A 25,952-nucleotide genomic window follows, 5' to 3' on the forward strand; every position below is an offset into this window, starting at 1 on the left:
AATGCCTGGACGGAAGTGGAGTTGCACGTTGCCGTGCGGAACGCGCCCCCCCGTGAGCGGTTCCGCGGCAAACGAACGTCAGATTGTGAGCGGGCACTATGACAGTCAGGTGAACCGTGCCGCGAAGCGATTCAATACTTTCCCGAGTGTCGTGCGGTACGCATTCAACGCACTGTTTGCGGCTGCAGCAGCACCGAAACCGTCGTCACGCCGGGCTTGCCGTCCGCGCTCGCGTGACCACTCACGACGCGCACGTGATGCGTGCGGCGCATGCGGTCGAGCCAGTCCATCCACGCAGCGAACGAGACGCCCTTCGCGTCCACCTGGATGCCTTCGCCGAGCACCGCCACCTGCGCCTTCGCGATCCCCGCCTGCGCGAGCGACGCGGCCAGCGCTTCCCGCAATGCAGCACCGGCCGGCGGCCGGATCGCGGCGGCCGCGCGCAGCCGTCGTGCCTCCGCGAGTTGCCCGCCGGCTTCCGCAACCTGGCTCTGCAATGCAGGCAGGTTTGCCGCAATGCGCGCGCGGCCCGTGTTTGCGGGCTCCCACATCACGTTGTAGACCAGTGCCGCGAGCAACACGGCACCACCCGACGCCAGCAGCGCACGCTCGCGCGGCGCACGTCCGTCGAACCACTGCGTCAGCGCGGCGCGGGCCGCGTGGAACCGAGCATCCACTTCGCCTCCTCCTCGTTGACCGTCACGCCCTGGGCCTGCAGGCGCCGGCGGAATCCGTCGCCGTCGACGGCGGTACCGGGACGGAAGGCGACCGCCAGCATGCCGTCGCGATAGTCGAGCGTCGCGATCGCATCGGACGGAATCGGACCGAGCGCGCGCGACAGCGCCGCCGACAGCACCAGGTAATCGTTTGCGCGCAGTTCGCCCGCCGCCGCACGCAGGCGTTCGAGCCCGGTGCGCATCTGCATCGGCGGGTCGAGCATCACGGTGGTTTCGGGAAAGGCGGCTTTCACGCGGGCCGTCAGTTCCGCATTCAACGCATCCTGACGATGACGGAGCTGAAACCATTGCACGTTGATCGTCGCGATCGCGACGGCGGCCGATGCGATCGCCAGGCCGGCAGGCACGCGCCAGCGGCGCCATCCGCCCGTGTCAGCGCGTGCGGTGCGGGCGAATTCGAACTGGCACAGGTCGAACCTGCAGTCGTACGCGCCGCGTGCAAGTGTGTCCCACCGCAGCGTGCGTGCGGCGAGCGGAAATGCGGAATGTCCGGACATGCGAGCACGCAGGTCCGATGCGGCGGTGGAAGCACCTTCGACCTCGTCGTGAACGTCGACAACCAGCGCGTGCACTCGCACGGAATCCTGTTTCGACAACTCGACAATCGTCGCATCCAGTGCGGACGCACGCGTTTCAAGGCCGAACCCCGACGCTCCCCGCCTGACGGCCAGTTCGAGCCGGAGCGGGTGGCCGGCCGCATCGGTATCGGCTTCGCTCGATGCGGGCGGACAGACGATCAGTACGTCCGCTTCACTGCGGCCGGCATCCACTTCGCTCAACGCCGGTGGACTGACGAGCCGCGCATCGGCTTCACTGCGCATGAGCACCGTCGCTTCGCCGTCTTCGTCGCCGTTCGGTAATGACAATGCTCGCGATGGGGGCGACGTTGCGGGCTCGGGCAACACGGTGCCCTGCTCGCCGCCATCCGCATGCTCACGGTCCGCCGTCATCAAGCAGTGAATCAACGGCACCGCACGCACGCGCCGATGGCCGGCATCGTCGAACCAACCGACCACTTCGCGGAACCGCTCGCGATCGACGACCGCCACGGGCCGCGCCGTATCGCCGCTTGCCGCCGGGCCGACGGCGACGTGACTTCGCTGCGCATCGCCGATCAGATACTCCTCGATCGCATGCGGCAGCACGCGCCGCAGCTTCGTGCCCGTCACGGGCGGCAGGTTCACGTCGACGAGCAGCGTATCGCGTGCGGCGAGCACGAGCACGGTCGACGCGGCCTTCGGCCACGCGTCGCGCTTTGCCCGCCCTCCGCGCACGCGTTGCCCGCGCCGGTCGAACAACGCGTACGGCATCTCGGTTGCTTCCCACCCCGACGCATCGAACGTGCCGATCGACGGCAACAGTACGACCAGGCTCGTCATCGCGCCTCCCGGGCGCTTCGCACGCCGCTCATGGCCGCCTCACGACGAAGTTGCCGATGCCGGTGCCGACGACGGCCATCCGCACGTCGCCGGACCACAGCGTGATCGTCACCGGCACGTCGATGCTTTCGCTGCCGAGCACGATCCGCGACGGCGTTTCGCCGCCGCCGGTATAACGCACCGACACGCCCGTCACCTCGGCGCCCCAGCGGCGCGCGCGATACAGATCGTCCGTCATCGGCGCCCACGCGCCGCTTTCCGTGCGCTGCACGAACCGGTACCCGCCGCCCACCGGCTGCCACGCGATCGGCATCGAGCGCACCTGCGCTTCGTCGCCGGCCGATTCGAGCAGGTTCGCGAGCCGCTGCGCTTCCTCGGCCAGATCGGTGCGGCGATTGCGCGTCGGCGCGAGCGTGACGACCGCGACCAGCAGCCCGACGATCAACAGCACGACGAGCATCTCCAGCAGCGTGAAACCCGCCGCGCGACCATGCGTGAACGGGCGCCGTCTCCTGGCATGCGCGATCGTCATGCCGTTACTGCCACGAACCGATGTCCGCATCATTCCCCTCGCCGCCCGGCTTGCCGTCCGCACCGTAGCTGAACACGTCGATCGCACCGTGCGCGCCCGGGTTCAGGTATTGATACGCGTTGCCCCACGGATCCTTCGGCAAGCGCTCCAGATAACCGCCGTCCTTCCAGTTGTTCGGCACCGGATCGGTCGCCGGCTTCTGGACCAGTGCGGCAAGCCCCTGCTCCTGCGAAGGATAGCGGCCGTTGTCGAGGCGGTACAGGTTCAACGACTGCATCATCGTGCCGATGTCCTGCTTCGCGGCAATGCGGCGCGCCTCGTCGGGACGGCTCATGATCTTCGGCACGATCAGCGCCGCGAGAATCCCGAGGATCGCGACGACCACCATGATCTCGATCAGCGTGAAACCGCGTTGCTTGCGACGGCGCGCATGCAGCATTCGGACTGCTTCGTGGTGCGTCATCATGCATTCACCCTTGCGTCAAAGAATGGAAGCTGTTCCCCGTTCATCGAACCGACCCGTCGCCATGAAACCGCTCGCCCTGCTCCGCACCGTTCCGTCCCGCATCGATCCGATGCCGCTCGCCGCGACCGTCGCCGCCGCCGCGGCGCTCGTCGCCGTCTCGATGTGGGCCGCACGCGTGCTGAACGCGCCCGATGCACCGCCGCCCGCCCGCACCGCGCCGCCCGCACCTTTCGACGTGACGGCCGGCGCGCAGCTGTTCGGCGCCAAACCCGACGACGGCCGCGACACGATCCAGTTGCTCGGGGTGCTCGCGTTCGATGCACGCCGCGCGGCCGCGATCGTCAGTGTCGGCGGCGAAGCGGCGCGCGTCGTACGGCTCGGCTCGGCGATCGGCGAAGCCGCGAAGCTCGCGGAAATCCGCGCGCGCTCGATCGTCGTCGACCGCAACGGCCTGCAACGCGAGATCGCGCTGCCCGCCGTGCAAAAGGCAAACGCGTTCGTGCGCTGAAACGCGCCTCACTGCACCATGTTGTTCAACTCGATGATCGGCATCATCACCGCGAGCACGATCACGAGCACCACGCCGCCCATCGCGAGGATCAGCAACGGTTCGAGCAGGCTCGTCATGAACATCGTGCGGCGCTCCAGCTCGCGCGATTCGCCTTCGGATGCGCGATCGAGCATCGTCGTCACGTCACCCGTCGCCTCGCCCGAACGGATCAGGTGCACGAGCACGGGCGGGAACGTCTTCGTATGGGCCAGCGCGCGTGACAATGCCGAGCCTTCGCGCACACGCACGATCGCATCGTCGACGTTCGCGCTCATCGCACGGTTCGACAGGGTTTCGCCGGCCGCCTGCAACGCACGCAGGATCGGTACGCCCGCCGCAGTGAGAATGCCGAGCGTGCTCGCGAAGCGCACCGTGTTGTAGCCCCGCACAAGCTTGCCGGCGAGCGGCGCGGTCAGCAGCCAGCGGTCAAACCTGAGCCGCGGCCCGTCCTGCGCCAGCACCTTGCGGATGGCGAAGACGATCGCGACTGTCGCCGCGAGCGACGCCCACCACCAGTGCCGCACGAAATCGGACAACGCCAGCATGACGACCGTCAGCGTCGGCAACTGCTGCTTCGTGCTGGTGAACACGTTGGCCACCTGCGGCACCACGTAGCTCAACAGGAACGTGACGATGCCGAACGCGATCAGCGTGACGATGCCCGGGTAGGTGAATGCAAGCAGGATCTTCTGTTTCAGTGCGTTGCTCTGCTCGATGTAGTCCGCGAGACGCGACAGCACGATGCCGAGCTTGCCCGTGTGCTCGCCGGCCGCGACGAGCGCGCGGTAGATCTCCGGAAAATCGCGCGGATGCTGGCCGAGCGCATTCGCGAACGAATGGCCGCCGACGATTTCCGCACGGATCGACGCCATCAGCTCGCGCACGTATTCGCGCTCGGCCTGCTCGCTCAGCACCGACAGCGCTTCGTCGAGCGGCAGCCCCGCGACCAGCAGGCTCGCGAGCTGGCGCGTGATGATCGCCTGCTCGCGCTGCGACAGCTTGCGACCGAGCGACAGCCGTTGATGACGTTGGCCGTGCAGGCGTTGTGCGGCCAGTTCGACGACGAGCGGCGTAAGGCCCTGCGTACGCAGATGGCTGCGGCCTGCGCGTGCGCTGTCGGCTTCGAGCACGCCTTTCAGCGTGCGGCCGGTGGGATCGATCGCTTCGTAGCGGAATGCCGACATGTCAGTACCCTCGTGTCACGCGTGCGGGTTTTTTCGGCGACATCGTGCAATGTGGCCGACGGAATCGCCGGGGAAGACTACGGAGCGAACCGGCGCAATTTTGTGACGGATGTTGGGCTACCTTTTAGGGCTCCGGCGGGCCTTATTACCTTTGGTCGTTTTTTTATATTGGAAAAACGATTTCATTTTCATCAATGCCTAAAATTAATCACCATTCATTCAGCCGCCACGAATTGAATGGCATTTAATGACTCGATGCGCTCAATTCCATAAACATCCTGACCGGATACCTCATTCACACGCGGAGGAAATGTTCCGTAGCATTCGCCACGAAACTGACTTGGAGTTGCGATAGCGACAATCCGCGCAACTTCAGATCCGTAAAGCAAGGCCCTGCCGAGGCACACCCTCGTCTTCCCGACATCCGGGAACCGTCCATCGCGCCAATCTACCGTAAATCGTTGCTCCGCCCACCCCGATAACGCACCGGCAATATCGCCAAAAATGTTCCGTACCTTTCGTTATTAAAAATTCACACGCGTCATACGGATTTCCCCCTACATTTACCCGGCGGTCAACACGGTATTCAAACCGCAGCAGCAGGCTTCCCGTTTATCTTCGTCCAAGGAAATTTCTCATGAAATCCAGCAAGCGCAAGATCTGTCAAGTCCTCGCTCTCGTCGTTTCGGGCATGGGCGCATCCCTCGCGATGGCCGCAGGCCCGGTGATTCAAGGTGGCGGTTCGTCGCTCGTCGCTCCGACGATCGGCTCGGTCAGCAACCCCGCCAGCGAAATCGGCCTGTTCGGCACGTCCGAAGGCACGTTCACGTACTTCTCGGTCGGCTCGGGCGCCGGTCAGAACGCATTCCTGAACAACCAGCCGACGTTCTTCGGCTCGGGTGTCTCGGGCACGGTTCACTTCGCCAACAGCGATGCCGCGCTGACGACCGCTCAAGTCACGGCGTACAACAACACGGGCCTCGGCACCACGAACGGTCCGCTGATCCAGATCCCGTACATCGTGACGGCCATCACGGTGCCGGTCGTCAACGCGCCGGCCGTGTCGAGCTCGGTCACGCCGCAAACGACGCCGGGTCAGGCACACAGCATCGCGCTGAACGACAACGATCTGTGCGGCATCTTCTCGGGCAAGTTCACCGACTGGAACCAGGTGATCAATCCGGAAACGGGTTCGGCCTACACGACGACCAGCTCGCCGATCAAGGTTGTCTACCGCTCGGACAGCAGCGGCACGTCCGAACTGCTGACGCGCCACCTGGCTGCTGTCTGTACGACGGCCAACACCAAGGCCGGCGTGACGTTCATCGATTCGCTGACGTTCGCGAACACGAGCGCCTTCCCGTCCGGCGTGCCGTCGAACTTCGTCGGCGCATCGGGTAGCGGCGGCGTGCGCGGTTCGCTCGCAGCGCTGTCGGCAGCGGGTACGGCCGCTGTCGCGTACCTGAGCCCGGACTACACGAACACGTTCCTCGCGTCGCAAAGCTCGGTCGTGACGTCGTCGGGCGCGCTGCAACTCCCGATCGCCAGCCTGTACAACACGACGGCCAAAGCCTACTACGCACCGACGTATGCGAACGCGACGACGGCGATCGGTACGATTACCGCTCCGTCGGGCAATGCTGCTGGCGATCCGACCCAGTGGGTTCCGGTTTCCGGTTCGGCATATGCTGCCCTGGCCAACCCCGCTTCCGGCTATCCGGTCTCGGGCACGAGCCAGATCATCCTGAGCCAGTGCTATTCCAACGCTGCGGCGGGTACGGCTGTTCATGACTTCCTGAACAACCACTTCACGAACGCCAGCTACGCGTCGGTCGTCCATGGCAACGGCTTCGACACCGTGCCGTCGGGATTCCAGACCGCGATTTCGTCGAACTTCCTGAGCAACTCGAGCAACAACTACCTCGACATCAACGATTCGGCCGTCTGTGGTGCTGGCGGCTATGCCGGCCGGTAAGCTGAATCGCTCCTGAATCAACGTCCCGATGAACCGTCTCGAGTAATCGAGACGGTTTTTTTTATTCAACACGCCGACCATGCGCGACACCGTCACGCTGGAACCTGACGTACGTCATGCTCCGAAGGGTGCGCGAACATCCGTCGGCATCGTGAAAGCCCTCCATGAATTTCATCCGACGAAAAATCTGTCAGGCGCTGGCTCTCGTCATTTCGGGCATGAGCGCAGAACACGCATTCGCTGCGGGCCCGGTCATTCAGGGCGGTGGTTCGTCGCTCGTCGCGCCGTTGCTCGGCAGCACCGCGAACGCAGCGACTGAAACCGGCTTGTTCGGCACGTCCGAAGGCACGTTCACGTACTATTCGGTCGGCTCGGGTGCTGGCCAGAACGCATTCCTGAACAACCAGCCGACATTCTTCGGCACGGGTGTTACGGGCGCAGTTCATTTCGCGAATAGCGACGCCGCACTCACGACTGCTCAGGTCACGGCATACAACGACACGGGTCGCGGCACCACCGACGGCCCGCTGATCCAGATCCCGTACGTCGTGACGGCTATCGCGGTGCCGGTCGTCCGCGGCCCCGCCGTGACGAGCTCGATCACGCCGCAAACAACGCCGGGGCAGGCGCACAGCATTGCACTGAACGACAACGACCTGTGCGGCATCTTCTCGGGCTGGATCACCGACTGGAGACAAGTGATCAACCCGGAATCCGGCGTGCCCTACACGACGACCCCCACGCCGATCAAGGTCGTCTATCGCCAGGACGGCAGCGGCACGACCGAACTGCTGACCCGCCACCTGGCTGCCGTTTGCACGAGGGCAAACACGAACAACATCGGCGTCACGTTTGTCGATTCCCTGACGTTCGCAAATGTGACGGCCTTCCCCACAGGCATGCCATCCAACTTCATCGCAGCGTCAGGCGACGGTGGTATTCGTGCGTCACTTGCATCGCTGTGGTCGATGGGCACGGCGGCCGTCGCTTATTTGAGCCCGGCCTATGCGAACACGTATTTGGCACCATCCAGTTCGGTCGTAACGTCGTCGGGTGCGCTGCAGCTTCCGGTCGCCAGCCTGTACAACTCGGCGGACAAAGTCTACTACGCACCGACGTACGCAAACGCGACGAAAGCGCTCGGCACATTCTCGCCACCGCAAGGAGCCACTGGCCAGGATCCCACGTTGTGGGCCCCTGTTTCCGGCAACGCCTACAAAGCCCTTGCCAACCCGCTTTCCGGCTATCCGATATCCGGTTCGAGCCAGATCCTCCTGAGCCAGTGCTACACCAGCGCAGCGACAACGACGGCCGTTCACGATTTCCTGAACAACCACTACACGAACGCCAGCTACGCGTCGGTCATTCATGGCAACGGCTTCGATACCGTACCATCAAGCTTCCGGAGTGCCATCGTTGCAAGCATCCTGAGCAACACAAGCGGAAACTACATGGATATTGGCAACCCGGAAGTCTGTGGCTCGTCGGGGGGCCTGTATTCCGGCCGGTAAAGACCCCCCTCCATCCAGGCGTTGTCGGATAGACCACCTCAAGCGATCAGGGTGGTCTATCTTCTGCTTGCCCTACGTACCGCTTGATCTCAGAACCGGCCCAATTTCCCTAACTCCTCCTTGCTGAGCAACGTCTTCTGCGTCGCCCCCGCCGCCCCGAATCCCAGCAGCGAAACCGCATTCGACGAGTCGTAGCCGACCTGTTCCGATTTGCGCCGCTTCGATCCGCCATCCGGGCCGTTGTCCCCGAAACCCTCGACCTGCACGCTGATCGTCCAGCGACGCGGCGCGACGCCCGATGCGTTGTTCTTCGCGATGTCCTGCGCGACCTGGCTCGCCGCCGATGCCGCCGAACTCGCCGCCGTCAGCGCCCCCGTGTTCACGGCCTGCACGAGCGGAATCCCGGTTGCCTTGCCCGTCACCTGGATGTTGTCCGCGTTCACCACACGCAACGCCGCAACGTTCAGGTTGCCCGCACGAATGCCGGCGTCGCCCGCATCGACGGTCCCTCGCGGCGCGATCAGGTTCACCGTGCCTTTCGGCGCACCCGGTATGCTCTGCAGCGTCGCGATACCCGCACCCGTCACCTGCCCGCGCGCATCAACCGTGCAGTAGTGGTTCGCGTCACAGACATACTGCGGCGCCGGCGTGTCCGCCGACGTCTTCGCGCCCTTGCCCGCGTTGATGTCCCCGTTCGAACTCCAGATCGTCATGTTGCCGCCCTGCTCGGTGAAGATCCGGCTCTGCGCGAGCAGCACACTCTGGTCCGTGAAGATGTCGACGTTCCCCTTCTCGAGCGTCAGGATCCCCATCGTGCCGGGGCCCGCAACCACGTTCCCGGTGCTGTCGACGATCTGCGGCGGCGCCGTCGTGCTGCCGACGAGCGCCTGTCCGCCCGGCCCGAGGATGGTCACATCGCCGCCTTGCTGCGTCTGGATCGTCGTGCTCCGGATGTCCAGATTGCCGGTGCCGACCTGCTTGTTCGCACCGTTCGACCCGCCGCCCAGATTGTTGGCCGTATAGCCGAACGAGGCCGGGAACAGCTTGTTGATCGCTTGATAGCCTCTCGCATACTGCCCGCTATACGGACTCGATGGATCGTTGAAGTCCGCACCGACTTGCGCGAGCACGCCGAACAACACCTGCTCCGCGAAGCGTTGCTGCACGTACGACGGCAACGCCTGGAATTGCTTCCACGCTTCGTCGGCGGTCAACCTGCCAACCTTCGCCAGCGCCGCATCCTTGTCTGCCTGCAGGCCCGTATCGACGCCAAGCCCCGCGTCGTACTGCTCCATGAACGCAATCAGTGCTGGCGTTGCACTCGGCACGCCAGCAACCGAGCTGCCCGGCGCGATATAGGTCGAGACGAAGCCGGGAAGATCGACGCCGGCGCCCACGCCGAACAGCACGTTGACGTTCGCGCTCTCGTGCGGCAGGTTCGGATTGTTCGCGTTTCCGACTGCATCGATACCCGTGAAAACGTGCGCGATTCCACCCGTGTCGGCTTTCTGGTTATACAACTCGGCTTGACTCGTCAACGGGCCGATGTTGCGTCCCGCCTGAACATCGAACCAGCCTGGTCCGCCGATCGCCAGCACCGGAACAGCGCCGCCGTTGGGAGGAATCGGTGTGTCGTAGATGTCACGGCCGGCCACGATGCGCGTCGCATCCGAGCTGCGCAGGTTTTGCCCCCAGAACGCGAGGTTCACGATGTCCTGTCCAGCCTGCACGAGTGCCGGCTTGTCCACCGATAACGTGACAAGATTCCTGTAGAAGTCGTCACTATAGCCAGGAGAATCGACCGTGCCGTTGACGATGCTGCCGTTCAGACTGTAAAAGCGCACAGGTTGCACGTCGGCATCGTGAAGCGCGTTCGGTGCATGTGCGGCAAGTGTCGTATTCGTCAACAACGGGATATTTGGCTTCACTGACGGATTCGTCGGCGAAGGCGTCTGCGACGGATCGGCGTCGGACAGACCGAATGTATTGGGCAATGCGACGTTGGCGAGCCCGGCCGATACGTTGGACAGATACACCGACTGGTTCGCGACCAGATTCAGTTGACCCACCGCCGACGGAAAAAGCGCGCCGCCCGATTGAATCACGATCGATCCGTCGAATGCAGTCAGATTCACACTGGCCGGCAGTACGCCATTCGCGCCGGTCAACATGCCGCCAAGCGTACCCAGGCGAACGTCGCCGGTCGTCGAAAGCACATTGACTGCCGAAGCAGATGAAAAGCCCTGGTTGTCAGGATATTGACCGTAGCTGGAAAGATTGACGACGCCAGTCGGCTGCCCCGCGCTCGACGTGAAGCTGCTCGAATAAGACGGATTCAGTACCGCCCCGACATTCACACCCTGGCGCGCGGCAACATCGAATGTCCCGTCCTGAGTCGCAAGCACGGTCGACACCGCGATGGGTGATCGCCCGACCGTCCATGACGTTCCGGAAATGTCTGACCCGATGCTTCCGCCAGCCGAGATCGTCCCTGTTCCCTTCGCGACGAAGTAATCGCCGCTCAGAATGTCGCCGCCAGCGTGTACCGTCAGATTTCCGCCGCCTACGGTGACGGGCTTGCCGCTTCCGTTCAGGTACCACGTGGTCGGCAGCGACACGGCCAGATCCGAAATATTGCCACCCGCGCTGATCGATACGTTACCGCCAACGCTCATGACGCCTTGGTCAAATGCACCGAAATCGATCGAGGTTCGGCGCAACGGAGCAAGGACGAAATTGCTATCCGCGGTTTTCGCTCCGGTAATCTGCATCCACTGCCACCAGTACTGACTGATGCTGTTGCCAGCCCCGCCAGTTACCGTTCCGGTCGTGTCGATCACGTTCTGCATGCCCTCGATGTTCCCTTGGGCATGAATCGTGATATCACCGGCCGAATCGGGATTCACTGCCGGTGTCACCAGGATGTCCTGCAAGCCGCCGACACTGGCATGGGCAATCGCAGTCGACGTACCCACCGATGGCGCCCCTGCGGCAGGCGCGCCGGCCGTATAGATCACGCCGGGAATGATCAAGGTTGACGCATCAGCCGTCTTGCTCGTATCGAACAAGGACACATCGTTGCCGGCCGCCACGTCGATCGATCCCGTGCCGGTACGGATCGTTACCGGTTCGACGAGTGTCAACCCGTTGCTGCCGACATAGCTGGTATGCCCGCTCAACATCACGTTGCCGGTGCCGTCGGAGCCCGCTCCAGCATTGACGAACGTCGAAACCGGTTGCAACGCGAGCGGGTTCGCGCTCTGCGTGTCTGCACCCGACACGATGCGGTATGTCGAGCTTTCACCACCGAGCAGCGTCGCGAAGGCAACCGGCAGCGGGTTGTTTGCACTCGGCACGTTCGCGACCGTGTTGCCTGGTAGTGGACCGATGTTCACAACGCCAGTGTCCGGCACCGCGCCTGGTGAAACAGGCGCGTAGAACATGTTGTAGGCGCCTCTCGTCGCTCCGATAACGCTCTTGATACTCGTGAGAGTATTAAGGTAACCAGAATAGACAAGCACGTAGTTGGCGTAATCAGCCAAATAGGCAGCTTGCTCGGCAACCGACGCGTTTGCCACTGGCTTTGTTGGCGGCGTCGGCGCAGCAGGCGTGCCGAATCGGGCGGCAGTAGCGGGATTGTATCCGTTACCCAGATAGGCGGTGCCGGCTCTGGGGCCCGATAAATCGGGCCCCCAGTAGGCAATCAGATAGTTCGTGTATGTCGAGAAACCAGATGGCACCAACGGCGCAGTCACCGACGGCGTGACCGGCAGAATCTGTGCGACGTACTGCGGGAGGCCGATGCGCGCCAGGTCAGCCTGCCATGCGCCTGCATACGACAGATAGGTGGAATAGTAGCCAGCGGTTTGCCCCATCAACGGTGCGCTCAGCGCCGCGTTTGGATCAAGGGAAGTCAGGCTCGCCGTGGCGCCGCCCCTAAAATTCACCGTCACTTGGGTCGGGTCATTGATTGCCACAAGCTGGTCGAACGTCTGCTTTGCTCCCGCGTAGGTCCCGGTCGGGGTAACCGGCCCCGACCCACCCAGAATCGACGCGACCTGGCTCTGGTAGAACCCGTCCGAAATGCTTGCGTACGCATCGAAGTTGTTCGCCGCACGGAACGTCAGCGTCGGCGCGATCGTCGACTGATAGCGGAAATCGGGCGTGATGCTGCCGCTGTTGTTCGGCGCGCCCGCACCAAGATTCCAGTTCGACAACACCGAAATATTGCCGCCGTTGACTGCGCTCCCCGGATTGTCGAGTTCGATACCCGGCACGACGCTGAATTTTTGCAGCGGCGCGCCGGCAAACTGACCGGCAACGCCATCCGGCCCATGCTGAACAAACGCCATCAACGTGCCCGGCGACGTTCCGGTCCCGTTGGCGCGATAGCCATAGAACGCGACATGATCGGCGTTCGCGGTCCCCGGCGCGAAATACGCGCCTGTCAGCCCGGTAAAGCCGCTGCCGGAAACTCCGTTGCGCAGCTGGTCTTCGGTCACCGCCGTCGTCTGTCCGGTCGCGCTGTTGGTCAGCGTTCCGCCCCCCGTGCCACTCGGTGCGTAGCTGTACGTTACGGGGTTGCTGCCGGGTACCGTGAAGGTGCCCGCAAGCAAATGGCCACTGCCGTCGTACCAGCCGGCCGGATCGATGAGGCCGTCGAAATGCTGCGAACCGGTCGTCGCATCCGCTGCGCTCCACACGGCGTACGCCTCAACCGTGGTCTTGCGGGAACCGCGCACGCCTGCTCCCGATTGCGCGGGCGCGTCGAAGGCGACGTTGACCGTGCCGTCCCGCAGCAACGGCGCACGGAAGCTGACGGAGCCGTCGAGCGTGCCGCCCGGCGTCCCGCCGGACACGTCGATCGACGCGTTCGAGCCGAGCCGTATCAAGCCGGACTGCGCAGCGGACACGTTCTCGTAACCGTAAGTCGCGTTGTACGGATTGGCCGCGGCCGGATCGAACGTCGCACTCGTGCCGACCGTGACCTTGCCGCCACGCTGGCTTGCGTTGGTTGCCTTCGCCAGCAGCGAACCCTCGATATCGACACCGCTCTTGCCGAACAGGCTGATCTGCCCGCCGGCCTTGCCCGACGCATCGATCTTCCCCAGCACGTTCACGTTGCCGTTCGCGGTATCCGATGCATTGCCCGCGCCGCCGTCGGCAGTCAGCGATACTGACTGCGCGACCAGCGCATTACCGGCCGACAGCGTCAGGTTGCCCGACTTGGTATGAATGTCGATTGACTGGTTCACGCCGCTCGATGCGAGGGTCTTCGCCAGTGAATCCAGATCCGCGGCACCGGCCGTGTCGAGCGACAGCGAGCCGCCCGCATAGCCGTTCGTCGCACCGCCCTTGATCGTGCCGTTCAGGTTCACGACCTGCTTCGGCGCCGACAGCGTCAGGCCGCCCGCCGCGCCGCCGCCTTTCGCGCCCGAGAAATCGAGCGTCGCACCCGGCTGCAGGTCGACCGTCCCCGCATCGGCGGTCAGGACGATCGAACCGGCCGGTGCGTACTGCGTCACGTCGAAGAACTGCTTCGACACGCCCGCGGCGCTGACCGTCGAGCCGTTGCCGATCGTCAGGTTACCGGTGGTCGCCTCAAGGCTCACGTTGCCGGCCGGCGCCGCGATCGTCGCGCCGTTGTCGGCAAGCGTGCCGCCGACGAATTTCCATGCGCCGCCGACCGGCGTCTTCGTCAGCGCGGTGCCCGCCGCGCCGTTCAGCGTCAGCGCACCGGTCGTCTTCACGGTCGACGCAGAATTCGTATCGGCCAGGTACACGGGTGCATTCAGCGTCACCGGCAACACACCGAAATCGAACGTCCCCGTGCCTTGCCCGACGATGCCGCCCGTCGCCGTCAGGGTTGCCGACGAGAATCCGCTCAACGTCTTCGTGCCGGTGCCGAAGTCGATCTCTTTCGCGTTGACCGTCAGCATGCCGCTGCCCGGCACGACCGTGCCGTTGGGCGCGCCCGTCTCGTTCGTGAACGCGATCTGCTGCCCGTTCAGCGTCACACGCCCGCCGTCGCTCGTGAACGTGCCCGCGCTCAGGTCGATGCTCTTGCCGAACGTCGCGTTCACGTCGCCGACGAAGCCCATCGCGCCATAGCTGCGCAGCGACACGAGATCCGCGTTGGCGAGCTGCGCAAGTCCGGCCTGATCGATCACGAAGCCCGGCAGGCTTGCCGCGGCAGCGCCGCGCGCATTCGTGAACGTGATCGCCGAACCATCCACCGTGATCGCTTTCGCGGACAGCACCGCGCTCGGGTCGACCTTCAGGCTGCCCGACGAATCGAGCATCAGCGCCTGGCCGCCCGACAGCGTCGCGCCGGCACCGACCGTCAGCAGCCCCTTGCCGGTGCCGCCCGTGCGCGTGAGCGGCGCCATCGCGCCGTTCGACACGCGCAGCAGCGCGCCGTCGCCGGCAATCGCGATCGGCTGGTCCTTCGCCGCCGGGTAGTCGCCCGCCGCCGCGATCGACGCGCCCGCATCGACACGCAAGCCGTTCGCCGCATTCGGATCCGTGCCGCTCGAATCGGTCTTCGTCACGAGCAGGATCTCGGGCCCCTTCAGCGACGAGCTTGCGTCGTTCGATACCACCACGCTGTTCGCGATCGGCGTGATCGTCACGCCCTTGGTCGTCGCCGCACGCGTGCCGCCGATCAGCAGGCTGCCGGCATTCAGCGAATCGAGCGCATCGCCGCCGATCTGCAGATAGCCGGACAATGCCGCGCTGCCGTTGCCGGTGATCTGGATGTCCTGCGACGCAATGTCGACCTGGGCCGGCGCGCCACCGGCCCCTGCCGCCGCGTTCAACGTCGCCCCGAGCGTGAGCGCCTTCGTCGCGGCCAGCACGAGCTGACCGCCGTCCACCGGCAGCGGCGGCGTCACGTTGCCCTGCTTCGCGGCCTGCGCGGCGAAGAAGTCGTTCGCGCCCTTCAGCGTGTATTGCGAATACTGCTGCCACGTCGCGCCCGACTGCACATTGAAGAGTGTCGGCGTCGCACTGCGGCCGCCCGTCACGGCATCGGCAAAGTACCCGGCCGTCATGACGGTGCCGTCCGGCAGCACCTGCGATGCGCCCGGCACGACGTTGCCGGCCGTCGCCGACACGGTCACGCGATACGCGCCCGGCAGCGTCGCGTACTTGCCCGGCAGCAGCGTGTAGTAACCGGGCGCGAGGCCCGGCACGCCGGACAGGTACACGGCCTTGCCGATCGCGTCGTTCAAGCCGGCCTGGCCGACACCGAGCGTCGCGGTCCTGGTCGTCGGCGTCCCGTTGCTCGCGACGTCCGGCTGCACGGTCTGCGCGAACAGCGGATCGTATGCGGCAACCGGCGACTGCTTGCCCGGCACGATCGCATAGACGTTCCCTGCGCCGGTGTTGACCGGCACCGCCGTCGTGCCTTTGCCGCTCGCGTAGCTCAGGTTGTATTGCGACAGCACATCGCGCGTGCCGCCCGTGCCCGGCACCCATTCGGCCGCCTGCAGGTCGCCGCCGCCCGACAGGTCGATCGTCGCGCCCTTGTTGAGCGCGACGCTGGTGCCGTTCACGCCGATGTACTTCGCGGGCGGCGCCTTCAGATCGGCGGCCGTCGTGCCGGCGATCGGATTGAACTGCCATTCAACACCGTCGATCGTCGCGCCGTAGGGAATGATCGACCCGCCGTTCGAAACCGACGTCACGCTGCCGTTCGCGAACGTCACCGAATCGGTCGCGACGAGCGGCAGGTTGCCGAACTGCTTCTGCGTCGCGCTGTTCGTCGGGTCGCCGACGCCGAATACCAGCGTGCCCGACGGTGCGCGCACGGCACCGCCCTGGACGATGTTCGTTGCATCGACGAGCAGCGTGCCCCCCGCCGACAGCGGCGTGCCGGACGAGCCGGTCGTGCCGAACGAGACGGTGGTCGGCATGCGCTTGCCCGTCACCGGATCGACGGGCCCCACCGCATCGACGATGAACGTGCTGCCGGTGGCCGGGTACAGGCTCGCCGCGTTGAACGTCACGTTGCCGGGCGTGTACAGCATGCCCGGCGACAGCACGGCGCCCGACGGATTGGACGAGCTCAGGCGGATGTCGCCGCTGCTGGTGAAATTCGCCTGACCGACGTTGTTGAGCTGGAACTGGTTGCGCAGGTCGACGAACGACGCATTCACGTTCAGCGTCGCATCGGAACGCGTGGCGACCGGCGTGAAGGCGGGCGTGGCCGAGGGCGCCATCGGGCCGACCAGTGCGACATAGGGTGCGCCAATCGTCACCGACGTGCCCAACGCATGCGCCGGCGGCTGTGCGAGCAGATCTGCAAGCGCCGAGCTGCCGCCCGCCGGCTTCGCAGGTGTCGACAGCAGCGTCGACAGCTGGTCCATCCCGATCGCCGCGATCCGGCCGGTATTCAGCGTCACGGATTCGGGCAACGTCAGGTTCACGTTACCGGCAAACGCGATCGGCGGCACCGTGAACGGGGATGGTGTGCCATCGCCCAGCACGAGATTCGCGATTCCCGAATCGTTCAGGCGATCGGCGGCAAACTGGATCACGCCGGTCGGTTGGCCGGTCGGCAACCCGGTGGTCGGGTCGACCGGCGTCGAAAAGTCCTTGCCCGGGGCAAGCCCCGCGGGCAAGAGCATCCCGCTTTGCTGCACAACAAGCGCCGTCGCACCGGGTGCGCTGTTGTTCGCGCGCGGCAGGATCGCCAGCGTGCCGCCACGGGCTTGCGACGCGCCGCCATGGCCGAACAACGCCCCGTCCGCGAAGAGGCCGTACGCAGGCGACAGCGTGATCGAGCCGGCATCGCTCCACACGGGCTGCGACGCATAGGTGCCATTCGCCTGCAAACGATCGAAGTTCGCCGACGTGCCCGACACGTCGATCTTCGACCCGGCTTGCGTCACCACATAGCCCGCATCGCTCGACAGCGTCACCGCCCCGCCCGACAGAACCTTGCCGGTATTCGGCACGACGGCCGTTCCGCCGATCTTGGCCGGGGCGGCGAGCGGATTGGCGAGCGCGACACCGGATACGTCGAGCGTCGCATCGGCACCGAGCCAGACGGACCGGCTGCTGCTCGGCGTGAAGACATTGAATTGGCCCGGCTGAGCGGTCGCGGTGCCGGTGTCGGCGCTCAACACGACCGACCCGCCCGGCGCGACCACCGAGCCGAGCACGGTCACCTGCTTTGGCGACGCCAGCACGATGGCCGCACCGGCATCCGCGTTGATCGATGCGCCGGACGACAGCGTCACCGCACCGGTCACGCCCGGATACGACGGCACCGTACCGTCGTTGGCCGCCGTCAGCCACGACACGGCGCTACCGCCGGTCAGCACGAGGCCCGCCGGTTGCCGGTGATATGCATCGAGCTGGCCGACGGCCGTCAGACCGCCCGTGGACAGGTTCGCGCCCGTACCCGCCTGCTGGAGCGCCAGTGCGTCGGGAAGCAGGTTCTTTTGCGTGAGCGCGACCGTTGCGCCCGGCGCGACGGTCGCGTCGTAGTACGCGTTCAGCACATACTTGCCGAAGCCCTGTTGCGCAAAGAAGTTCTCGGGCAGATACACGTCCCACGGCGCCGCAGCCGCCCGGTCGCCGCCGATCCGGAAGCCGAGCGCGCCCAGCGTCATCGTCCCGCCGCCCGAGAAACCATCGCTCAGGATCGTGCCGCCCATTGCGATCGTGCCGGCAGTCGGCCGGGTGCCCGGCAGGTTCGCGCCGCCGTCGTTCGTATGACCGAATTGGGCGCCGCCTGCAGGTATCGCATAGGTCTGCAACGCAACGTTGCCGCCGCGCCCGGCCGCTACGCCGTTCTGCATCAGCAACTGGCCGTTCGCGAGCATTTCGCCGCCGCCCGATACATCGAGCACGCTGCCCGGTTGCAGCAGGATCGAGCCCGTCGCATCCACGGCATTGCCGTTCGCGAAAGTCGTCCCCTGCATCGCCGACAGCGAAATGCTGCCGCCGTTGATGAACTGGCTGTTGCCGGGCGTCGTGCCCGGCGCGGCCTGCACGTCGTTGTTCACCCATTGGCCGGCCGCGCTGATCACCCCTTGCGGACCGACGACGACATTGCCGCCGCTCGTGATCGAAATCGAGCCGGACGGCACGGACAGCCGCCCCGCGACATTCACGTTCGCGCCGGCCGCCGGGCTGTTGAGCGAAATCGATCCGCCCGGCTGCAGGTTCAACTGCGTGCCCTGCGCCACCACGATCCCCTTGCCCGCGTTCTTGTCCTCGGTCACGTTCAGGTTCGCGAACCCGCCGTTGTTCAGCACCGCGACCGGGACCACGCGCGTTGCCTGCAGATTGTTCGGATCGTTGCCGGACAGGGCCTGCGAGGCGTTCTTGTCGAGCGGCGTATCGATCGAGAAACCCGGCATCAGCGCGCCCAGTTGCGGCGCGTTGTCCTGCAGGATCGTCAACCCCGAGAGCGCATTGAGCGGCAGCGATGCGGTGTTGGCAGCACTGTTCCACGTCATCCCGGCCAGCGCATTGCCGGCCAGCTTCGGATCGGCTCCCAGGTTGAACGTGCCGCCGGACGGCAGGCTGTTGCCCTGCATCTGCTTCGCGCCGCCGAATGCCTGCGCGCTGATGTCGCCATCGAGCACCAGCGCCTGCGATGCGAACAGGTCGAGCGTGCCCGCGTTGCCGCCGACGATGTAGTCGGACTGGTAGGTGCCGCCCGTCTGCAGCGGGTTGAACCACGACTTCGTCACGCCCCAGCGCGGATGGCTCTCGACGAACTGCCCGGCGATGCCGACATAGCGGTCGTACGGGTTCGCCTGCCCGATCGGCACGATCGCGCCGTTGGCGTCGACGAGCCGCGTCGTGTTGACCATCCCGCCGTTGTAATGCACGTACCCGCCGTTCAGGTTCATCGACGAACCGGTCGCGGTCATCACCTCGTTGCCGGACAGCGTGATCGTGCCGCCGTTGGTCAGCAGCTGGTCGACGGTCCGCGGAATCAGGTTCACGTAACCCGACAGGTTCAGGATCGGGCTACCGACCCACTGCACGCCGTCGCTGCGCGTGCCCGTCAGCGTGCTGTCGACGACCACGCCCTTCAGCCCGAACAGGAAACTGTTGCGCAGCAGCGGCGAATCGGCCAGTTCGTTCTGGCCGATCCGGTCGACCGTCACGAGCGTCTGCGAAATCGGCGCCTGCACGTTCGCCAGCCCCGATACGTCGATCGTCGCGCCATCGTCCACGTAGATCCGGCCCGGCACCGCCGTCTGGCCCGGCACCTTGTTCGTCACGACCGACGGCGCATAGGCCGTCACCGACACGTTCGAGCCGGGCGCCTCGATCAGCGAGCCGCCCTGGAACCACACGGAGCCGGCCGTCATCGCGATGCCGCCCGGCGTGAACGTCGTGCCCGGCGTGGAGGTCGCGGTCTGGCCATTGTTGTCGGGCAGCACGGTCGTCACCGATCCCGGGCCGAAGCTCAGCAGGCCGGCGCGGCGCACGTCGAAGACGCCGTTCAGCACCTGCCCCGGATACGGATTGCCCAGCGGATTGTTCGACGCATACTCGTCCGCCGTCGAAATCGTGATCGTGCCCGGCGTGTTCACGCTCGTCGTCACGCCCACCACGCCGTTCTGCGCAACACGGCTGCCGAGCAGGTTCACGTTGCCGCGCGCGGCCTGCACGATACCGGTGTTCGTCAGCGTGCCGGCCGGTGTGACGTCGACCGACGCACCGGTAGCCGGATCGACGGTCACGATCTGCCCGCTCAGCTCCGGCAGCAACACCTGCGGATTGATCGTTTTGCCCGAGTTCGGCAGCAGGCTCACCCCTACGCCCGCCGCCAGCACGACCTGCCCCGACGTCGCCGCAATGCTGCCCGCGTTCGTCACGTTCGGTGCGGCGACCAGCACAAAGCCGCCGTCGCTCGCCGTGCCGTTGGTGTGCGTCGTGATCGACGCCCCTTGCTCGATGGTCACATCGCCCGGCGGCTGGTACGCGCCGGTCTGCAGCACCTGATTGCCGAGCCCGAGCACCTCGTTCGGCTTGCCCGTCGCCCCCGCCACCCCGCTCGAACTCCCCGACTGCGGATAAGCCAGCCCGCCCGTCGTCCCCGCCGGCAGGCTCAGGAACTGCTGGTTGCTCGCGACGATGCCCGCGGGCGTCGGCACCAGCTGGTTCTTCATGTCGAGCAGGTTCAGCGACGACGCGACCAGCGAATGCACGTTGACCTGCGACCCGGCACCGAACAGCACGCCGTTGCGGTTGATCACGTACACCGCGCCCTGCGCGGTGATGTTGCCGAGAATCTGGCTCGGCCGCCCGCTCGGATCGTTGATCCGGTTCAGCACGGCCCAGTTGTTCGTGCCGTTCGTCTGCGTGCCGGCCGACTGGTCGAAGTTCAGCGTCGTCTGCCGGCCGACGTTCATCGTCTCCCACGTCAGCACCGCGTTCTGCCCGGTCTGCTTGACGTCGACGTTCACGTGCCCGTTCGCGTCGACGTTCTGCGTCGGCGCGTTCGCGTTGAACCACAGCACGGGATTGTTCGTATCGGCCGTCGCGCCGGCCGCCACCTGCAGCCCGCCCGGCGCCAGCCCGTTCGGCACGGTCGACGGCAGCTTCGCCGCCGCCGCGGCCGCGTTCTGCTGCGCGGCGATCTGTGCGGCGATCGCATGCGCGGCGTAGCCGAGGTTGCGGATCGACGGCTGGCTCGCCTGCAGCGCCTGCTGCGGCGACACGCCGAGATTCGGCATGCCCGGCGCACCGCCGGCGCCGCCCGCCCCGCCCCCCGATGCGCGCGGCGTCGCCGCGCCGAGGTTCATGATCCCCGCCGCCTGCACGTGCGCGGACGCGCCCGCCAGCAGCATCAACGCCACGGCCTGCACCAGCGGCCGCAGTTCCGATTTCAGGATCGAGCGCGAACCCGTCGCGTCAGGTTGTCGTGCCGTGCGTGCGCGTGCTGCCATTCTTCACCCCGAATCCTATGAAATTGCGCTGGACGACGATCGCGCCGAAAGCGGCATCGATCCGTTGCCATGTCTGGTCGTTGCGCCCGGGCCTGAACCCGGGCACTGAATCACAAGAACATACGAAGCCGCGATGGCAGCGGCGTGGCGGGTGCTACGGACCATTCCGGCCGCGCATGAAAGGTCCGTAGCTTTTGTCACAGTCGGCCGGTCACGCGGTGTCGCCATGCGCGCGGATGCGGGCCGCAAGCGCATCCGCCACGCGTTCGACCAGCGCCTGCCAGTCGCCGGGCCGCCCCTGCCGGAACAGCGTCGCGGCCGGATACCACGGGCTGTCGTCGCGCGCGAGCAGCCAGCGCCAGTCCGGCACGCGCGGCAACAGCACCCACACCGGGCGCCCGAGCGCGCCGGCCAGATGCACGACCGACGTATCGACGGCGATCACGAGATCCAGCGCGTCGACGAGTGCGGCCGTTTCCGCGAAATCCGTCAGCTCCGCCTCGAACGACAGCACGCCGCTTGCCGCGAATGCATCGGCATCGCGTGCGCGGACGCCCACCTGCAGGCTCACGAACGTCGCGTCGAGTTCGACCAGCGGCGCGAGCGCGGCGAACGTCATCGACCGGTTTTCGTCGTTGGCATGATTCGGGTTGCCCGACCATGCGAGCCCCACGCGCAGCCGTCGCGACGGCGCGCGCGCATCGAGCCGGTCGGTCCACGCGGCACGCCGCAGCGGGTCGGCATGCAGGTACGGCACGTCGGCCGGCACCGTATCGAGCGTCGTCCGGAATGCGAACGGCAGGCTCATCATCGGGCAATGAAGATCGAACGCCGGCGCAGGCTGGCCGTCGGCGACGACACGGCTCACGCCACGCAAGGCGCCGAGCAGGCCGGCCAGCGCGGCCGGTGCGTCGATCAGCACGGTCGCACCGCGATCGTGCGCCAGACTCGCGTAGCGGCAGAACTGCAGCGTGTCGCCGAAACCCTGCTCCGCGTGCAGCAGCAGCGTACGCCCCGCGAGCGGTTCGTCGCCTGTCCATTGCGGACGGTCGGCATGGCGCCGGTGCAGCATCACGTCGGCGGCATCCCAGCGCGATTCGTGCTGCCGCCAGCCCGCGGCGTAGTCGCCCATCACCAGGCGGCAGAACGCTTCGGACCGGCGGGCGATACCGTGATTCGGGTCACGCACCGTGGCCAACGCGAAATCGGCGAGCGCGGCGGCGTAGTCGCCGAGCTGCTGGCGTGCGACTGCGCGCGTGTAGATCTCCTGCGCAGTCCGTCCCGGCGCACCGGCCGCGGCGGCGTAACTCGCCAGCGCATCGTCGTACCGGCCGAGCAGCTGCAACGCGATCGCGCGATTGCACAGCACTTCCGCGTGCGGGCCGTGCGCGTCGAGCGCACGATCGTAATGCGCGAGCGCTTCGTCGCACGCGCCCAATGCGCGCAGCGCGCCCGCCCGATTGCGCAGCGCATCGAAATCCGCCGGTACGCGCGAAAGGGCTTCGCCATATGCGTGCGCGGCTTCCTCATGCCGCCGCAGCCCGAGCAATGCATTGCCGCGGCCGATCCACGCGCCCACGTTGTCGCGGTCGCGCGCCAGCAGCCGGTCGCAGCGCTTCAACAACTCGTCGCGCAAATGCAGCAGGTCGAGCGCCACGCAACTCACGAACAGCAACTGCACGTCGTCCCGCAATCGCGCCAGCGCTTCGTCGAGGCACGCGAGCGCTTCGGCCGGCCGCCCCAGTTCGATCAGCGTATAGCCGCACGCATAGACGAGATCGGGGGTCTTGCCGCGCACCACCATCGCGAGCTGAAAGCAATGCAGCGCCTCGTCGCCTCGACCGAGCGCGCGCAGCGCATGGCCGCGCTCGGCGAGCGCAGCCGGATCGTCCGGATCGATCCGCAATGCGCGCTCGATGCTGATCAACGCATCGGCGGGCCGGCCGAGCGCGCGCAAGGCTTCGCCGCGCCGTACCCACGACACCGCGCGGCCCGGCTCGCGCGTCAGCGCGAGATCGTAGGCGCCCACGGCTTCGCCGTGCCGGCCGAGCGCATGCAGGGCATCACCGCGCGCCGCGTGCGCCGGCGCATGGCCGGGATCGCGCGCGAGTGCCTGTGCCGCGGCGTTGAGCGCCTCGCGATGCCGGCCCGCACCGGTCAGCGCCGCCGCATGATTCACGAAATTCCACGGCTGATTCAGCCCGAACCGCATCGATCGCGCGATCAGCGGCTCCGCGCGCGCGGGCTCCCCGAGCTGAAGATGCACGAACCCGAGCAGGTGCAGCGCCTCGACGTGATCCGGCATCATCGCCAGCACCCCGGCGTAGAGTTTTCCCGCTCCGGCGAAATCGCGCTGTTCGAGCCGCGCGCGCGCATGGCGCAGCGCATCGTCGATCGCGGCCCGCAGCGGCGCGGCACCCGCGCCGAACGCCGGTGCCTGCGCCGTGCTCATCGCGACGCCCCCGCCACCAGCGCCGGCAGCGCATCGCGCATCCGCTCGACGACTGGCGCCCATTGGCCGCCCTCCGGCTGGCGAAACAGTCGCGCGCCCGGATACCACGGGCTGTCGTCGCGATCGAGCAGCCAGCGGAAATCGGGCGTGTGCGGCAGCATCACCGCGAGCGGCCGGCCGAGCGCGCCGGCCAGGTGCGCGACCGACGTATCGACGCTGATCACCGCGTCCAGCGCCTCGACCAGCGCGGCCGTTTCCGCGAAGTCCGTCAGTTCGTCGCCGACGAAGCGGATCGCGCTCGCGTCGAGCGCCGCCCGATCCTCGTCGCGGATCACCTTCTGCAGGCTGATCCATTCGTAGCGATCGTCGAGCAGCGGCGCCAGGTCCGCGAGCGTGATCGAGCGGTTGCGGTCGTTCACGTGCAGCGGGTTGCCGGACCACACGAGTCCGATCCGCGGCCGGCCGGCGACGCCCAGACGCTCACGCCAGTGCGCGACACGCGCGGGGTCGGCCCGCAGGTACGGCGACCCCGCCGGAATCGACGCCAGACCGGTGCGGAATTCGAGCGGCAGGCTCAGCAGCGGGCAATGCAGGTCGAACGGCGGCAGCGGATCGCCGCGCGCGACGAGCACGTCGACGCCGTCGAGCGTCGCGAACAGCGCCTTCAGCTCGACCGGCGCCTCGACCACGACGCGCGCACCGAGCGCCTTCACGAGCGGCACATAGCGGCAGAACTGCAGCGTGTCGCCGAGCCCCTGCTCCGGATACAGCAGGATCGTCCGGCCGTCGAGCGGCATCCCGTGCGTCCAGCGCGGCTGCGCGAAATCGCGCCGGCTGCCGTCGAGCTGGCTGTCGCGCCAGCGCCATTCGTACTCGGCCCAGCCGGCGTCGAAATCGCCGATCGACAGGCACAGGAACGCACGCATGCAGTGTGCGTGCGCAAAATCCGGATCGATGTCGATCGCGTCCGCATACGCGCGCAGCGCGTCCTCGTGCCGCCGCAATGCGCGCAACGCGTTGCCGCGGTGGAAATGCGCGAGCTTGTCGCCCGGCGTCGCGGTAATCACGCGCGTGAAATCGTCGAGCGCGTCGTCGTAGCGATGCGTTTCGAGCCGGACCCGCGCCCGTGTGAACGACGCGGGCGCATAGTGCGGATCGATCGCCAGCGCGCGATCGCACAGGTCGTGCGCGTCGTCGTGACGGTCGACCCGCATCAGCGCGCTCGCGTAGTTGCACAGCACGCCCGTGCTGCGCGGCTCCACGTCGAGCGCGCGTGCATAGCTGTCGACCGCGTCCGCATAACGGCCCAGATGGCTCGCCGCATTGCCGCGATTGGCGAGCGCGCGCGCATGGCGCGGATCGATCGCGATCGCACGGTCGCAGCGCATCAGCGCCTCGTCGTGCCGGCCGAGCTGTTCGAGCGCGATCGAGCTGTTGAAGATCGCGTCGACGAACGCGGGGCTCGCCGCGATCGCCGCATTGAAATCCGCCAGCGCGTGGTCGGGGTCGTGCAGATCGAGATACGCGACGCCGCGCAGGAACAGCGCTTCGGCGCTGCCCGGCCGCAGCGCGAGCGCGTGACCGTAGCTGTCCGCCGCGTCGCGAAAGCGGCCGAGTTCGCGTAATGCCAGCCCGCGCCCGCGCATCGCGTCGAACGTGCGGCCCGCGAGCGCGATCGCACGGTCGCAGTCGGCGAGCGCATCGTCGAAGCGGCCGAGCGCGCGCAGCATGTCGCTGCGCTTCACATGGCCGTCGGCGAAACCGGGCGTCAGTTCGAGCAGCCGATCGTAGACCGCACGCGCTTCGTCATAACGCGCGAGCTGCGCGAGCAGCCCGGCCCGCTGGAACAGCACGCGCTGATGCACGGGATTGATCGCGAGTGCCTCGTCGAGCCGCGCAAGCGCATCGTGCTCGCGCCCGAGCCCGGCCAGCACCGCCGAGTAGTTCGCGAGCGCGAGCGGCACCGGCTGGCGTTCCACCGAGCGCCGCATCAGCGGCTCGGCATCGTCGAGCCGCCCCTGCTGGAAGCGCACCGCGCCGAGCAGGTGCAGCGCCTCCGGATGCTCGGGATCGAGCGCCAGCAGTTCGGCGTAGGCGTTCTCCGCATGCTGCAGCGCGCCCTCGTGATGCGCCTTGCGCGCTCGCACGAGCAGCCGTTCGAGCTGCGCGGTATCGGGTAGACGGCGCTCCGGCGCGACCGGCGCGCCCGCCAAGGTCGTCCCTTCCCCGTTCGGTGTCATCGT

At 66.7% G+C, this 25,952-nt stretch carries 11 protein-coding genes; 3 read left to right on the forward strand and 8 right to left on the reverse strand.

Annotation, left to right across the window (positions count from 1 at the left end):
- Nucleotides 1-164 precede the first annotated feature (164 nt).
- The 4 genes from gspM to gspG are packed head-to-tail and all read right to left on the reverse strand — an operon-like array spanning nucleotide 165 to nucleotide 3,111.
- Nucleotides 165-677 (reverse strand): type II secretion system protein GspM, encoded by a 513-nt coding sequence (gene gspM / locus BLA15945_RS01555; protein WP_174991295.1) that lies wholly within the window; start codon nucleotides 675-677, stop codon nucleotides 165-167.
- Nucleotides 641-2,116 carry a type II secretion system protein GspL gene (gspL, locus tag BLA15945_RS01560; protein WP_174991296.1) on the reverse strand — a complete coding sequence of 492 codons (1,476 nt, stop codon included), beginning with the start codon at nucleotides 2,114-2,116 and terminating at the stop codon, nucleotides 641-643. Before gspL ends, gspM begins: the two co-directional genes overlap by 37 nt.
- Nucleotides 2,117-2,144: 28 nt before the next feature.
- Entirely contained in the window at nucleotides 2,145-2,648 is a 504-nt protein-coding gene (locus tag BLA15945_RS01565; RefSeq protein ID WP_233464099.1) for a GspH/FimT family pseudopilin, read from the reverse strand.
- 4 nt (nucleotides 2,649-2,652) lie between these two features.
- On the reverse strand, nucleotides 2,653-3,111 hold the full coding sequence (gspG, locus tag BLA15945_RS01570) for a type II secretion system major pseudopilin GspG (protein WP_407045081.1): 459 nt from the start codon (nucleotides 3,109-3,111) through the stop codon (nucleotides 2,653-2,655).
- A 64-nt stretch (nucleotides 3,112-3,175) separates the two neighbouring features.
- On the opposite strand from gspG, the gene BLA15945_RS01575 reads away from it, so the two are divergent.
- Nucleotides 3,176-3,622, forward strand: a complete 447-nt coding sequence (locus BLA15945_RS01575; RefSeq protein WP_174991297.1) for a type II secretion system protein N — start codon at nucleotides 3,176-3,178, stop codon at nucleotides 3,620-3,622.
- An 8-nt stretch (nucleotides 3,623-3,630) separates the two neighbouring features.
- On the opposite strand, the gene gspF is transcribed toward BLA15945_RS01575, so the two are convergent.
- Nucleotides 3,631-4,848 (reverse strand): type II secretion system inner membrane protein GspF, encoded by a 1,218-nt coding sequence (gspF, locus tag BLA15945_RS01580; protein WP_174991298.1) that lies wholly within the window; start codon nucleotides 4,846-4,848, stop codon nucleotides 3,631-3,633.
- Nucleotides 4,849-5,485: 637 nt separating this feature from the next.
- Here gspF and BLA15945_RS01585 point away from each other — a divergent pair.
- Together BLA15945_RS01585 and BLA15945_RS01590 are read left to right on the forward strand one after the other, a co-directional pair.
- The gene (locus BLA15945_RS01585; protein WP_059240046.1) at nucleotides 5,486-6,823 is read left to right on the forward strand and encodes a substrate-binding domain-containing protein; all 1,338 of its coding nucleotides are present in this window, start codon (nucleotides 5,486-5,488) and stop codon (nucleotides 6,821-6,823) included.
- 164 nt (nucleotides 6,824-6,987) lie between these two features.
- Nucleotides 6,988-8,334 carry a substrate-binding domain-containing protein gene (locus BLA15945_RS01590; RefSeq protein WP_174991299.1) on the forward strand — a complete coding sequence of 449 codons (1,347 nt, stop codon included), beginning with the start codon at nucleotides 6,988-6,990 and terminating at the stop codon, nucleotides 8,332-8,334.
- Between the two features lie 89 nt (nucleotides 8,335-8,423).
- Here BLA15945_RS01590 and BLA15945_RS01595 read toward each other — a convergent pair whose 3' ends face one another.
- The 3 genes from BLA15945_RS01595 to BLA15945_RS01605 all read right to left on the reverse strand — a co-directional run bounded on the left by BLA15945_RS01595 (nucleotide 8,424) and on the right by BLA15945_RS01605 (nucleotide 25,949).
- Nucleotides 8,424-21,158, reverse strand: coding sequence for a filamentous haemagglutinin family protein (locus BLA15945_RS01595; protein WP_233464107.1), 12,735 nt, complete (start codon nucleotides 21,156-21,158; stop codon nucleotides 8,424-8,426).
- A 310-nt stretch (nucleotides 21,159-21,468) separates the two neighbouring features.
- Nucleotides 21,469-23,709 (reverse strand): tetratricopeptide repeat protein, encoded by a 2,241-nt coding sequence (locus tag BLA15945_RS01600; protein WP_174991301.1) that lies wholly within the window; start codon nucleotides 23,707-23,709, stop codon nucleotides 21,469-21,471.
- Entirely contained in the window at nucleotides 23,706-25,949 is a 2,244-nt protein-coding gene (locus tag BLA15945_RS01605) for a tetratricopeptide repeat protein (RefSeq protein WP_174991302.1), read from the reverse strand. Before BLA15945_RS01605 ends, BLA15945_RS01600 begins: the two co-directional genes overlap by 4 nt.
- Nucleotides 25,950-25,952 lie beyond the last annotated feature (3 nt).

The organism is Burkholderia arboris, from assembly GCF_902499125.1.
GTDB classification, from domain to species: domain Bacteria; phylum Pseudomonadota; class Gammaproteobacteria; order Burkholderiales; family Burkholderiaceae; genus Burkholderia; species Burkholderia arboris.